The sequence below is a fragment of the Paracoccus yibinensis genome, assembly GCF_030846195.1.
Taxonomy (GTDB): Bacteria; Pseudomonadota; Alphaproteobacteria; order Rhodobacterales; family Rhodobacteraceae; genus Paracoccus; species Paracoccus yibinensis.
The window spans coordinates 1-13880 of sequence record NZ_JAVCWH010000034.1 but is presented as its reverse complement, the minus strand read 5'-3'; the positions used below and the strand labels follow the sequence as shown (position 1 = coordinate 13880).

The 13880-nt window shown below is 66.8% G+C and carries 13 protein-coding genes and 1 pseudogene; 13 read left to right on the top strand and 1 reads right to left on the bottom strand.

Annotated elements, in window-relative coordinates:
- Window positions 1–232: transposase (locus tag RAH32_RS20625; RefSeq protein WP_306610280.1), on the top strand; the 232-nt coding region annotated here is incomplete at its 5' end.
- Window positions 233–288: 56 nt separating this feature from the next.
- Here RAH32_RS20625 and RAH32_RS20620 read toward each other — a convergent pair.
- Window positions 289–782: pseudogene (locus RAH32_RS20620) on the bottom strand (IS6 family transposase); the annotation flags it as partial.
- A 910-nt stretch (window positions 783–1692) separates the two neighbouring features.
- Here RAH32_RS20620 and RAH32_RS20615 point away from each other — a divergent pair.
- The 12 genes from RAH32_RS20615 to RAH32_RS20560 form a co-directional block, all read left to right on the top strand.
- Window positions 1693–2718, top strand: a complete 1026-nt coding sequence (locus tag RAH32_RS20615; protein WP_306610279.1) for a C4-dicarboxylate TRAP transporter substrate-binding protein — start codon at window positions 1693–1695, stop codon at window positions 2716–2718.
- Window positions 2719–2845: 127 nt separating this feature from the next.
- The gene (locus tag RAH32_RS20610; protein WP_306610278.1) at window positions 2846–3358 is read left to right on the top strand and encodes a TRAP transporter small permease; all 513 of its coding nucleotides are present in this window, start codon (window positions 2846–2848) and stop codon (window positions 3356–3358) included.
- Window position 3359: 1 nt separating this feature from the next.
- The gene (locus RAH32_RS20605) at window positions 3360–4697 is read left to right on the top strand and encodes a TRAP transporter large permease (protein ID WP_306610277.1); all 1338 of its coding nucleotides are present in this window, start codon (window positions 3360–3362) and stop codon (window positions 4695–4697) included.
- 7 nt (window positions 4698–4704) lie between these two features.
- Window positions 4705–5502 (top strand): IclR family transcriptional regulator, encoded by a 798-nt coding sequence (locus tag RAH32_RS20600; RefSeq protein ID WP_306610276.1) that lies wholly within the window; start codon window positions 4705–4707, stop codon window positions 5500–5502.
- A gap of 2 nt (window positions 5503–5504) precedes the next feature.
- Entirely contained in the window at window positions 5505–7619 is a 2115-nt protein-coding gene (locus tag RAH32_RS20595; RefSeq protein ID WP_306610275.1) for a 3-hydroxyacyl-CoA dehydrogenase NAD-binding domain-containing protein, read from the top strand.
- Window positions 7616–8791, top strand: a complete 1176-nt coding sequence (locus tag RAH32_RS20590; RefSeq protein WP_306610274.1) for an acetyl-CoA C-acyltransferase — start codon at window positions 7616–7618, stop codon at window positions 8789–8791. The genes RAH32_RS20595 and RAH32_RS20590 overlap by 4 nt, the downstream gene beginning before the upstream one ends.
- A 12-nt stretch (window positions 8792–8803) precedes the next feature.
- Window positions 8804–10000, top strand: a complete 1197-nt coding sequence (locus tag RAH32_RS20585) for an acyl-CoA dehydrogenase family protein (RefSeq protein WP_306610273.1) — start codon at window positions 8804–8806, stop codon at window positions 9998–10000.
- A gap of 14 nt (window positions 10001–10014) precedes the next feature.
- Entirely contained in the window at window positions 10015–11013 is a 999-nt protein-coding gene (locus RAH32_RS20580; protein WP_306610272.1) for an acyl-CoA dehydrogenase family protein, read from the top strand.
- Entirely contained in the window at window positions 11010–11432 is a 423-nt protein-coding gene (locus RAH32_RS20575) for a PaaI family thioesterase (RefSeq protein WP_306610271.1), read from the top strand. Before RAH32_RS20580 ends, RAH32_RS20575 begins: the two co-directional genes overlap by 4 nt.
- Entirely contained in the window at window positions 11432–12262 is an 831-nt protein-coding gene (locus RAH32_RS20570) for an oxepin-CoA hydrolase, alternative type (RefSeq protein ID WP_306610270.1), read from the top strand. The genes RAH32_RS20575 and RAH32_RS20570 overlap by 1 nt, the downstream gene beginning before the upstream one ends.
- Window positions 12259–13782 (top strand): class I adenylate-forming enzyme family protein, encoded by a 1524-nt coding sequence (locus RAH32_RS20565; RefSeq protein ID WP_306610269.1) that lies wholly within the window; start codon window positions 12259–12261, stop codon window positions 13780–13782. Before RAH32_RS20570 ends, RAH32_RS20565 begins: the two co-directional genes overlap by 4 nt.
- The coding region (locus RAH32_RS20560) for an FAD-binding protein (RefSeq protein ID WP_306610281.1) at window positions 13779–13880 on the top strand (102 nt) is incomplete at its 3' end. The genes RAH32_RS20565 and RAH32_RS20560, both read left to right, overlap by 4 nt.

The window sequence follows — 13880 nt, the reverse complement described above, 5'->3', positions numbered from 1 at the left end:
CTTCGATCCGGCGATCCGCAAGATCATCTACACCACCAATGCCATAGAAAGTTTGAACCGGGTCATCCGCAAGTCGATCAAGACCCGAGGGTCATTCCCCACAGACGAGGCGGCGACAAAGCTGATCTATCTCGCCATCCGCAGCTTCGAGAAAGACGGCCGAAACGTCCGGGAATGGTTTGCGGCCCGCAATCAGTTCGCCATAATGTTCGGCGAGCGCTTCGACGCTTGAGTATCTGAAACCGCATGGACCGGGCCAGATACACAAAGTTCAGGACACTCCCATGTGAAGCTCTTGAAGGCCCAGCATCGCTTCATCCGGCGCTTGATGAATCGATCATCCGTTCAACCAAATTGTTGAGGTATTTGATCCGCACCCTGTCGATCGGGATCGGGCAACCAAACCGTTTCGGCATTCGGTTGACGTCCCTGTTGGCGTGGGTATTGGCAGCACTCTGGTCGATGACGATCTTGCGTGGAAGGCCGTTGACCTCCATTGCCCGGGCCAAGAACTAGATGGCTGCCGGCTTGTTCCGGCGCCTCGACAGCGTGAAGTCCAGGGTTTCCGCGAACTTGTCGATGGCGCGGTAGAGATAACCCACTGTCCTCTCACCTTGATGTAAGCCCCATTCATTCGCCAGGATCCGTCGGTCGGCTGCTTGCGTCGTCGCGCGTCCTCTGCGACAAGCCCTGCAAAGCGCGCCGCCCATCGGTTCGAGGTGGCATGGTCGCGACCCTGATGCCTTGCTTTGCATGATCTCCTCGAGGTCACGATACGACACCAGGATTGCAAACCCCGCCCCGGTCGGCAGTGCGGGCGCCCTGCGCTGGCTTTAGGCCGGCAGGAATGGTCGGCGCGCCTGCCCAGTCCAGAAACAAGCCCAGGCCAGGAACAGCGCGGCCGTGACTGGCCTGACGGCGTCACGTCGCCGTAATGCGGATCGGGTATCGCCAGAAGCGGCCCGTTCAGTTCGGGTCCGATCGGCGACCACAGCGCCACCGGCGAAAAGCCGCGCAGAGCCGCCGTCGTCATGCGGCGCAGGTGCCATTCGCGCAGGTCGGCGGGCAGATGGGCGCTGGTTTCTTCGAGCGACCGGCGGGTCATTGCCAGCAGGCTCGCGATGCCGTCCAAGTTGATCAGGACGCCGAAGACATGGCCGCCGAGGTTCATTGCCAGATAGCGCCGCCCCGGCAGCCGCGTGGTCAGATAGCGACCGGCGCGAAGAACCTCGGGCGCCTCGCTGGCGACCACGCGCAACTAGCCCGGCAGGGCCGGGAGGCGTCGGCAGGAAGGCCATCCGGTGCCAGACAGGCCAGATGGACAGCCAAGGCGATACCCGCGGCACTTCCGGTGGCGGGCATGCTGACGACGATCCCGGCCATCGAGACCGCGATCACGATGACGATGCAGGCGTGCGCGATCGTGGTTCGTGGCTGGCCGCCGGTCATGCAATGCACCCCCGCCCGCAAGGCAGCGCCACGGGATCCGCCGCCCCGTTGCCGGGATCGGCGCGCCGCCTGCCGGGCCGGTCGGGGCAGGGCATCATGGCGTTCTTCCTGTCTCACAAGCGCCGACATCTTGGGGAAACAAGCGGCAGACGCAATGGTGTTCCATTATTCGGAATTGTATGTCAATAAATGGAACAGGAGAGGAGAATCATCATGCGTTTTCTGACAGCAGGTTGTTTGACGATGGGATTTGCTTTGGCGGTCGCGATGCCTGCCAGTGCCATGACGTTGATCTATGGCGAGGCCGGTCCCAACCGCGGCGTGCGTGCCGAAGCGACCCAGTGGTTCGTGGATCAAGTTGCGGCGCAGACCGATGGCGAGCTGACCATCGACGTGAACTGGGGCGGTGCCTTGTTTTCGGAAAAGGTCGCCGTTCAGTCGATCCGCGACGGAGTCGCCGATATGGGTTCAGTCATCGGCGTCTATTTCCCCCAGGACATGATTGCCTATGGCCTGGCTGATCTGCCGATCCCGAACCCCGATCCCTGGGTCGGGATGAAGGCCACCGACAAGCTGATGCGCGAAAACGAGCAGATCCGCGAAAACCTGGCCCAGCAGAACCTGGTCTATATCGGCACCTATACCACCTCGGCCGTGCAGGTCGGCTGCAAGGGCAAGACCATCGAAACCCTGGATGACGTGCAGGGGATGAAGATCCGCGGCGTCGGCGCCTATGGAAAAGTGTTCCACGACCTGGGTGCGACGCCCGTCGACATGTCCGTTTATGAGGCCTATCAGGGACTGGAAACGGGCCTGATCGACTGCACTCAGACCTATCCCTATCTGGTTGAGGCGCTGAAGTTCGACGAGGTGTTCGACAGCTATACCGAGATCGACTTCGGCCAGATCGGTGCCTTGGGCATCATGATGAACAAGGACAGCTTCGACATGCTGCCGCCCGAACAGCAGCAGGCCCTGCTGACCGCCGGCGAAGGCCTGGCCGACGAGTTCGGGCGCATCCTGACCGACGCCAACCAGCGGTCGATCAAGATCCTGGAGGACAAGCAGATCCCGGTCCTGAAAATCTCGGAAGAGGATCGCGCGCGTCTTAGAGAGATGGGCACGAAATATGTCGATGAATGGATCGCGCGTGCCGATGCCGCGGGCCTGGACGGCCGGGCCTTGGTCGACGAATACACCGCGCTGATCGCCGAATACACCAGGCAGCGCGATGAACAGGGCTATCCCTGGGCAGCAAAGCCCGACTGACCACCAGGTTCTGACCAATTCGGGGACGCCGCATCGCATCGCGCTCGCGTCCCTAGCGCCCTGTCTGGTTTGAACTATTCCCGGTCCAGACCGCCTTGTCACGTGCCCCAACCCAGGAGGTGCGGCCATGAAGGCCCTTGAACGCATCATGCTTGAATTCGCCGTCGTTTCGGCCCTGGCCCTGGCCCTTGTGATCACCGCCAACGTGGTCGGCCGGCAGTTCCTTGGCATGGCCGTGCCCGACATCGTCATCATCGTGCGCGAACTGATGATCCCGACCATCGTCTTTCCTCTTGCCGCCGCCACGGCCAGCCGCGCCCATATCGCCGTCACCTTCGTGACCGACCGCATGTCGCCGCGGGCGCGGGGCGTCCTGATCATCATGGGCTGGTTCGTGGCGCTGCTGGCGCTGCTTCCGCTGATCTATGCCAGCTGGCGCAACCTGTCAGGGTCCTGGAGTTCCGGGGAATTCTACGACGGATTGCTGGGCATTCCCCGCTGGCCGATGAAGCTGGTCTTCCTGCTGGGCCTGATCGTGATGATGATCCGCCTTGTCCTGATCGCGCTGAGCGACATGGCCGAACTGCGCCGGACCGGGACCGTCACCGATGGCGGCCACCCCACAGAGGAGTCTGTCTGAGATGGATGCATCCACCATCGGGCTTGTCGCCTTCGGGCTGGTCATCGTCCTGCTGGCCCTGCGCGTGCCCATTGCCTTCGTGCTGGCGGGCGTGGCGACGGTCGGCACCTTCCTGATCTATGCCTTCCGCAGCGGTTCCTTCATGCCGGAACGCGCGATCAACCCGACCTCGTCCATGGTCGTGAACAGCTTCTTCGAACTGATCCATTCCTATGACCTGTCGATGATCCCGCTGTTCGTGGCCCTGGGCAACATCGCCTATTACACAGGGATCACCACGCGCATCTATGACGCGGCCAACGTTTGGCTGCGCAGCGTGCCGGGCGGCGTCAGTGTCGCGTCGCTCATGGGCTGCGCGGGCTTCTCGGCCATTTCCGGGTCCTCCATCGCCTGCGCCTCGACCATGGGCCGCATCTGCGTCCCCGAGATGCTGCGCCTGGGCTACAACCCCAAGCTCGCCACGGCCTCGGTCGCCGCGGGCGGCACGCTGGGGTCGCTGATCCCGCCGTCTGTGCTGTTCATCCTGTATGGCATCTTCACCGAAACCTCGATCAGCAAGCTGTTCCTGGCGGGCATCCTGCCGGGGCTGCTGACGCTGCTGGGCTATGTCCTGGTGGTGATGTGGTGGACCTCGCGCGACCCAAGCGCCGCGCCTGTCGATCCGACGCCGCTGCCCCGGGGCGCGCGCCTGAAGGCCGCCATCTCGGCCTGGCCTGCGGTGCTGCTGTTCACCGTCATCATCGGCGGCATCTATGGCGGCATCTTCACCGCGACCGAGGCGGCGGCGATCAGCGTCGTGCTGACCATCCTGATCGGCTTCTTCGAAGGCTCGCTGACGCTGCGGTCGATGTGGACGGCCATCCGCGAAAGCCTGGTCCAGACCTCGGCCATCTTCCTGATCGCGGCCTGCGCCAAGATCTTCGTGTCCTTCGTCGCGCTGACCGGGGCCGCCGGGATGGTGTCGCAGTGGGTCGCCGATGCCGGGCTGTCGCCGCTGATCCTGATGGTGGCGATCTGCGTGCTGTATCTGTTCCTGGGGATGTTCCTGGACCCGGTGGGCATCATCGTCCTGACGCTGCCCTTCGTCATCCCGCTGGTGGACAACATGGGCATGGACCTGATCTGGTTCGGCGTCATCGTGGTCAAGCTGCTCGAGATCGGGTTGATCACCCCGCCCGTGGGGCTGAACGTCTTCGTCATCGGCAATGTGACCGACCGCAGCATCAAGGTGGACACCATCTTCGCGGGCGTGTCGCGCTTCCTGGCCATGGACATCGTCGTGCTGGCAATCCTGGTGCTGGTCCCGGCAATATCGACCATCATCCCGAATGGCTTGTGAGACACCGATGACCGACCTGCATGATCCCCGCTTCGCGACGACCCTGGCCCGGGGTCTGTCGGTGCTGCGCGCCTTTCGCGTCACCGACGACGGCCTGAGCAACGCGGAAATCGCGCAACGCACGGGCTTGCCCAAGTCAACCGTGTCGCGGCTGACCTTCACCCTGGGGCAGCTGGGCTATCTGGTGCAGTCGCCCCGTGACGACCGGTTCCGGCCAGGGCCGACGCTTGTCGCGGTCGGCCATGTCGCTGCAACCTCGCTGTCCTTCCTGGTCCCCGCGCACGACCTGATGCAGCGCCTGGCCGATGAAACGGGCACTTTGGTTGTCCTGGCGGTGCGCGACGGCGACAAGATGGTGCTGATCCGAACCTGGCGGCCCCGCCACGTCGCCTCGATTTGGCTCGAGGTGGGGCAGCGCGTTCCGTTTCAAACCTTTTCCTCGCCCCGCGCATTCCTGGCCGCCGCGACCCCGGACGAGATCGACCGCATCGTCACCGAGGCGGTCCAGGATCGCCAGGCCATCGAGGATCTGCTGGCCTGTCGCCCGCAGGTGCGCACCGAACTGGCCCGGACGGGATTTGTCTCTACCCCGGCGGGCAGCGGTCCCGCTGCCTATAACGCGGTATCGGTGCCCTTTCGCAGCGGAAACCTGGCCGAACCCGTGATCTTCACCTGCGGCGCCCTGCCGGCCGAGGCATCGGTCGAACGCATGGAAACCGAGGTCGGGCCCAAGCTGGCGGCCGCCGTCCGCACCCTGGAACGACTGACCGGGCAGGCCCCCGGCCTGATCCCGACCGAGGCATGACCATGACCGAACCTTCCCCCGTGCGCTATCACTCCGAAGGCGGCATCGCCTTCATCGAGATCGACAACCCGCCCGTCAACGCCCTGTCGGCAGCGGTCCGCCAGGGGCTGTCGGACGCGGTGGCCCGGCTGGCAGGTGACGCGGATGCGCGGATCGCCGTGCTGTTCTGCGCCGGCCGCACCTTCATCGCGGGCGCGGACATTTCGGAATTCGGCAAGCCGCCGGTGCCGCCGATCCTGCCGGACGTGGTCGCCACGCTGGAGGCGTCGGTCAAGCCCATCGTCGCCGCCCTGCACGGCACCGTCTTGGGCGGCGGCCTTGAAATCGCCCTGGGCGCCCATTGCCGCGTTGCGGTCCCCGGCACGCGGATGGGCCTGCCCGAAGTCACGCTTGGCCTTCTGCCTGGCGCCGGCGGCACGCAGCGGCTGCCGCGCGCCGTGGGGGTCGAGGCCGCGATCGACCTGATCACCTCGGGCCGCCAGATCGACGCCCGCAAGGCGCTTGACCTGGGCCTGGTCGATGCGCTTGCCGAAGAAACCGATCCCCGCGCGGCGGGCGAGGCCGAGGCGCGCCGCCTGCTGGCCGAAGGACGCGCACCCCGCCGCCTGTCCGGGGTTCCCGCGCCCGCCGTCGATGCCGACGCGGTTCACGCCTGGCGCGCCAAGGTCGCGAAATCCGCGCGCGGCCAGATCGCGCCCCTGCGCGCCCTGGATACCATCGTCGCGGGACTGGGCCTGCCCTTCGCCGATGGAATGGCACAGGAACGCCAGGCCTTCACGGATTTGATGCAGACCCCCGAACGCGCCGCGCTGATCCATGCCTTCTTCGCGGAACGGCGTGCGGCGCAGCAGGATGACCTGGCGGGTGTCGATGCGCGGCCGATCAGGCGCCTGGGCATCGTCGGCGGCGGCACGATGGGACAGGGGATCGCCGCATCGGCCCTGACTGCCGGGATGGACGTGACGCTGGTCGAACGCGACGAGGCATCCGCCGCCAAGGCTGCCGCAGGTATCGGCAAGATGCTGGACGGCGCGGTCAAGCGGGGCAAGCTGGATGCGGACACCGCCAGCCGGATGCAGTCGCAGGTCTTCCGCGCCGTAACGTCCTATGATCCCTTGGCCCAGGTCGATCTGGTGATCGAGGCCGTCTTCGAAAGCCTCGAGGTCAAGCAGGAGGTATTCCGCACGCTGGACCGGGTCTGCCGGCCCGGCGCGGTGCTGGCCACCAACACGTCGTATCTGGACGTGGATCTGATCGCGGGCGCCACGACCCGTCCGCAGGACGTGATCGGGCTGCACTTCTTCTCGCCCGCCAACGTCATGCGGCTGCTGGAAATCGTGGTGGCGGGCAAGACCGCACCCGATGTGACGGCGACGGCCTTCGCCCTGGCAAAGAAAATGGGCAAGATCGGTGTGCGGTCCGGCGTCTGCGACGGCTTCATCGGCAATCGGATGATGCTGGCCTATCGCACGGCCGCCGATCACCTGGTGCTGGACGGCGCCTCGCCCTATCAGGTCGACCAGGCGGTGGTGGCCCTGGGCTTTCCGATGGGCCCCTATCAGGTGGGCGATCTGGCGGGGCTGGACATCGGCTATGCGACCCGGCAGCGCAAGGCGCCGACGCGCGATCCGCGCGAACGGGTGCCGGTCTTTGCCGACCGGCTGGTCGAATCCGGGCGGCTGGGGCGCAAGACCGGGCGCGGCTATTACCTTTATGACGACGCCAGCCCGCAGGGCCGCCCCGACCCCGAGATGGACGGGATGCTGGCTGGCCTCCGCACCGACCTGGGCATCACCCCGCGCGATTTTTCGACCGAGGAGATCCAGGCCCGCTACATGGCGGCCATGGTGAACGAAGGCGCGAAGATCCTGGACGAAGGCATCGCGGCGCGGGCGTCCGACATCGACGTGGTGCTGCTGCACGGCTATGGCTTCCCGCGATGGAAGGGCGGACCGATGCATTGGGCCGACGCGACCGGGCTGGACAGCATCGCCGCCGATATCAGGCGGTTCGCTGCGGAAGACCCCTATTTCTGGCAGCTATCCCCCCTGTTGGCCCGGCTTGCCGCCCAAGGCGGGACGCTGGCCGAACCGAAAACCGGAAAGGATGCAGCATGACAGACGCGGTCATCGTCTCGACCGCCCGCACGGGCATTGGCAAGGCCGCGCGCGGCAGCCTCAACCTGACGCACGGGGCCACGATGGGGGGCCATGTCGCGGCCGCCGCGATCGAGCGCGCGGGCATCGACCCCGCCCTGATCGAAGACAGTATCTGGGGCTGCGGCTATCCAGAATATGTCACCGGCGGCAACATTGCCCGCCAGATCGTGATCCGCGCCGGCCTGCCGGTCAGCGTGGCGGGCACCACCGTCAACCGCTTCTGCGCATCCGGGCTGCAAGCTTTGGCGATGGCCGCGCATATGGTCCGGCAGGAAGGCGCGCGGGCCGTGCTGGCAGGTGGGGTGGAATCCATCAGCCTGGTCCAGCCGCCCCCCCGCCATGCGCGCGAGGCCTGGATCGAGGCGCACAAGCCCGACCTGTATCTGCCGATGATCGACACGGCCGACAACGTCGCCGCCCGCTATGGCGTCAGCCGCGCGGCGCAGGACGAATACGCCCTGCGGTCCCAGCAGCGCATCGCGGCCGCACAGGCGGCCGGGCTGTTCGCGGACGAGATCGTGCCCATGCAGGTGACGCGCGCCGTGACGGACAAGGCCACCGGCGAGACCCGGCACGAGGACTTCACGCTGGATGCGGACGAATGCAACCGCCCCTCGACCACGCTGGACGGGCTGGCGGCGCTGAAACCCGTGAAGGGCGAGGACAAGTTCGTCACCGCAGGCAATGCCTCGCAGCTCTCGGACGGGGCGGCGGCGCTGATGGTGATGGACGGCGACCTGGCCGCGCGCGAGGGTCTGACGCCGCTGGGCGCCTTCCGCGGCTTCGCCGTCGCGGGCTGCGAACCGGACGAGATGGGCATCGGTCCGGTCTTCGCCGTGCCGCGCCTGCTGGAGCGTGCGGGCTTGGCGGTCGATGACATCGACCTGTGGGAACTGAACGAAGCCTTTGCCAGCCAGGCGCTGTATTGCCGCGACCGGCTGGGCATCGACCCCGAGAAATACAACGTCAACGGCGGCTCGATCGCGATCGGTCATCCCTTCGGCATGACCGGGGCGCGGACGGCGGGGCATCTGCTGCTGGAAGGTCGTCGGCGCGGCGCGAAATGGGGCGTCGTCACCATGTGCATCGGCGGCGGCCAGGGTGCCGCCGGCCTGATCGAGATTTTCTGAAGGACTTCCGACATGGACATGAGCTTTTCCCCCCAGGACCAGGCCTTCCGCGCCGAGGTCCGCCAGTTCCTGCAGGACCGCCTTCCCGAACGGCTGTCCGAAAAGGTCCGCCTGTTCCAGGAACTGACCAAGGCCGAGATCGAGGAATGGCACGCCATCCTGAACGAGAAGGGCTGGCTGGCCGGCAACTGGCCCCGCGAATTCGGCGGCGCGGGCTGGACCGCCATTCAGCGCCACATCTTCGAGGAGGAAAGCGCGCTTGCCCACGCGCCGCGCATCCTGCCCTTCGGCATCGCGATGCTGGGGCCGGTGTTGCAGAAGTTCGGCAGCAAGGAACAGCAGGACCGCTTCCTGCCGCGTATCCTGAACGGCCAGGACTGGTGGTGCCAGGGCTATTCCGAACCGGGTTCGGGGTCGGACCTGGCCTCGGTCAAGACCACCGCGGTGCGGGACGGTGATCATTACGTGGTCAACGGGCAGAAGACCTGGACCACGCTGGGCCAGCACGCCAACTGGATCTTCTGCCTGGTCAGGACCGATCCGGCCGCCAAGGCGCAGGAAGGCATCAGCTTCCTGCTGGTGGACCTGACCTCGCCCGGCATCACCGTGCGGCCCATCGTGCTGCTGGACGGCAACCCCGAGGTGAACGAGGTCTTCTTCGACGACGTGCGCGTCCCGGCCCGGAATCTGGTGGGCGAGGAGAACAAGGGCTGGACCTATGCCAAGTATCTGCTGACGCATGAACGCACCAATATCGCGGGCGTGGGCTTTGCGACGGCGGGGCTTGCCGCGCTGAAGCGCATCGCGCGCGGCCAGGTGTCGGGCGGCAAGCCGCTGTCGCAGAACCCGCTGTTCGCGGCCCAGGTCGCGCGGGTTGAAATCGACCTGATGGCGATGGCCACGACCAACCTGCGCCTGCTGGCCCAAGCTGCGGCAGGCCAGGTGCCCGGCGCCGAAAGCTCGATGCTGAAGCTGAAGGGCACGCAGATCCGCCAGGCCATCAACGACCTGACGCGTCGCGCGGTCGGCCCCTGGGCGCTTGCCTTCCCGTCCGAAGGGCTGGAGGGCGCGAACGACGACCTGCCGCCCGGCCCGCCCGAGGCCGCGGGCGCCACCCGCGCCTATCTGAACAACCGCAAGCTGTCGATCTATGGCGGCTCGAACGAAATCCAGCGGGGGATCATCGCAAAATCCCTCCTGGGCCTCTAAGGGGGGATCGGCTGATGGACTTTGGCTTTACCGAGGAACAGACCATGCTGGGCGACAGCCTGGCCCGGACGCTGGAACGCAGCACTGACGCCGCCGCCCTGTTCGAACTGGGCGCAGGTGCCGCGCTGATGACGGAAGACGCGGGCGGCTTCGGCGGCACCGGGCCGGACATCCTGATGGTGTTCCGCACCCTGGGCCGCGCCGGTGCCGTCACGCCGCTGCTGGACAGCGTTGTCCTGGGCGCGGGCATCCTGGCCGCCGCGGGCGAGGGTGACCTGACCGAGGCTGCCGCCAGTGGCGAGGCTCGCATCGCGGTCGCGCTTGACGAACCCGGACAACGGTATGACGGAACCATCGCCACGACCGCCAGCGATGGCCGGCTGACCGGTGAGAAGTCGGTGGTTCCCGGCGCCGGCGACGCGACGCACCTGATCGTCCGGGCAACCGACGGCCTCTACCTGGTCGAGGCTGGTGCCGAGGGGCTGAGCCTGCGCAGCTACGCGCTGATGGATGGCGGCCGCGCGGCCGAGGTGTCGCTGAAGGACGTTCCCGCCCGCCGCATCGGCGCCGCCGACCTGCTGGACCGCCCGCTGGCCGCCGCGATCCTGGCGCTGTGCGCCGACGCCTTGGGGGTGATGGAACGAGCGGTCGATCTGACCACCGATTACCTCAAGACCCGCAAGCAGTTCGGCCGCCTCATCGGGTCCTTTCAGGCGATCCAGCACCGCATGGCCGACCTGCTGACCGAAGTCGAGCAGGCCCGTTCCGCCGTCTGGAACCTGGCCGGAAACCTGGATGGCCCCGACCGGGACCGCCATGTCGCTGCGACAAAGTCGCTGGTCGGTCGCATCGCGCGCCTTGTCGCCGAGGAAACAATTCAGCTTCATGGCGGCATCGGCATGACCGAGGAATACGAACTGGCCCCGATGGCCCGCCGCCTGCTGGCCGCCGATGCCCGGTTTGGGGACAGCGACCATCACCTGGAACGCTTCATCGCGGTCAGCGCGGCATGACCAACCCCGCCCATCTGATCGCGGATGAAACGGGCGCGCAGCGGCTGGTCGGTTACACGCTGGACGTGGGCCAGCCCGACCGCCGCGCCCGCTGCCATCTGGTCGTGGACGACCGGCATACGAACCGCCATGGCGTGCTTCACGGCGGCATCGCCGCAATGCTGCTGGACAACGCCTGCGGGGCCACGGCCAGCCTGACGGTGGATGACAGCGGGCGGCGGCCGTTCCTGACCGTCTCGCTGAACATCGACTTCATTGGCGCGGGCCGCCAGGGCCGCGTGACGGCAACCGGCCGGGTGGTCGGCGGGGGCCGCAGCCTTCTATTCGTGGCTGGAGAGCTGGTTCACGAGGACGGCACCCTGATCGCCACCGCATCCGGCGTCTTCAAGCGGGTTCCCGGCGGGGCGGGGGAAGGTTGATGACAGATCCGATCACCGTTGCCGACCAGGGTGACCACCTTCTGGTCACGCTGGATAATCCCGGCAGCCGCAACGCGCTTGCCCCCGCGATGCACCCTGTCCTGCGCGACGCTCTGAGCCGGGCCGCGACCCAGGATCGGTTCGGGGCGGTGGTGCTGACCGGCGCAGGCGGCTATTTCTGCGCAGGCGGCGACCTAAACGCCTTGTCGCAGCGGGCCGCCATGGGGCGCGACGAACGCCGCGCCCGGATCGACGACCTGCACGCCACGATCCGCGCAATCCGCGCCTGTCCCCGTCCCGTGATCGCCGCCGTCGAAGGCGGCGCGGCAGGGGCCGGGCTGTCCATCGCTCTTGCCTGCGACCTGCTGGTCGCGGCTGAGGACGCGACCTTTTCCGCCGCCTATGTCCGCGTCGGGCTGGTGCCGGATGGCGGGCTGACGGCCTTGCTTGCGCGGCGCGTGCCCGCACCATTTGCGGCGCGGATGTGCATGACGGGCGATCCGGTCAGCGCAATCGCACTGGCCGCGATGGGGGTCGTCACGGATCTCTGCGCGCCGGGGCAGGCCGTCGCCCGCGCCGCCGAACTGGCCGCCCGGCTGGCCGGTGGGCCCGCAGAGGCGCAGGCCGCAATCAAGCGCCTGCTGGCCGAAGCAGGCCATTCCGGCTTCGCCGACCAGCTTGATCGCGAACGGGATGCCATGGCCGATGCCTTGGCCTCGCCCGAGGCAGCGGCCGGATTGAAGGCGCGGCTTGCCCGCGTGGCGCCCGACTTCGGACGTGGCAAGCCCGCGTCTCATGCCGGGACGAAGAAGGAGGAAACCGACCGATGACGATGACGCGTATCCATCACCTGCTTGACACGCAGCGCGCGGTCCGGCCGGATGCGATCGCCCTGATCGACCACGACGGCAGCCGCCACAGCTATGGACAGTTTGCCGAAGCCGTCGATTGGATGTCCGCCGATCTTGCCGCGCGGGGTCTGGTTGCAGGCGACCGCCTGCTGATCGTGGCGGAAAACTGCGCGGCAATCGCGGGCTTGATCTTGGCGGCGTCGCGGTTGGACGCGGTCGGTGTGCCGGTCAATGCGCGCATGACCGATCATGAACTGCGCCGCATTGCGGGCCATACCGATGCCCGGCTGACGGTTTTCCTGTCCAACGCCTCGCCCCAGGCGGCCAGCCATGCCGCCGCTGCGGATGCGGCGCCCTGGCCGACACCCTTGGGAACGGTCGCGATTGCCGGGCCACACGGCCGCGCAACCCCGGAACCGGTGGCACCTGGACCGGACCAGCCGGCTGTCATTCTTTATACCACCGGGTCCACCGGTACACCCAAGGGTGTCATGCTCAGCCATGGCAACCTGCTGTTTGGTGGGCAGACATCCGCGCAGATGCGTGGCATGACCCATGAAGATCTGATCGTGGGCGTCCTGCCCATCACCCATGTCTTCGGCCTGACCTCCATGACTATCGCGAGCCTTGTCGCCGGGGCGTCGCTGTGGCTGTTTCCGCGCTTTTCGGCTGTGGCGGTGCTGGACACGCTGGAGGCGGGGGCCAGCGTGTTGCCGGCCGTGCCGCAGATGCACGCGCTGATCATGGAGGAGGCGGCCGCCCGCGGCATCGACCGCCTTTCAACGGGGCGCCTGCGCTATGTTTCCTCGGGCGCGGCGCCGCTGGACCCTGACTGGAAGCGGAGGGCCGAGGCCTTTTATGGCGTGGCGCTGCAGAACGGTTATGGCCTGACGGAAACAACGGCAGGCGTGACCCTGACCACCAACCCGCCGGGCGTGCCGGATGTGAGCGTCGGTCCCGCCCTGCCGGGAGTGGACCTGCGCCTGCGCAACATCGGCTCAGACGGGGTCGGTGAAATCCAGACCCGTGGCCCGCATGTCATGCCTGGCTATTTCCGCAACCCTGCAGCTACGGCTGCGGCCTTTGACGATGAAGGGTTCCTGTGCACCGGTGATCTGGGACGGTTTGACGAAGCAGGGAACCTGCATGTCGCGGGGCGTGCGCGCGAACTGATCATTCGCGGCGGCTTCAACGTCTATCCGCCCGAAGTCGAGGCCGCGCTGAACGACCATCCCCGCGTGATCCAGACCGCAGTGATCGGCCGCAAGGTCGAAGGTGGCAATGAGGAAGTCTTGGCATTTTGCCAAACCGACGACCCCGCCTCCGTGACCGAAGCTGACCTGCGTCTGCACGTGGCTGCAAGGCTGTCGGCCTACAAGCGCCCCGCGCGCATCATTGTGACGACCGCTCTGCCGACATCGCCTAATGGGAAGATCCTCAAGCAACAGTTGATCGAGACGTTCCGGCACGCACTGGACATCCAGGAGGACCACCCATGACCGACACCATTCAGCCTGCACGCGAGTCGATGGAGTATGACGTTGTGATCGTGGGGGCGGGTCCGTCGGGTTTGTCGGCGGCGATCCGGTGCAAGCAG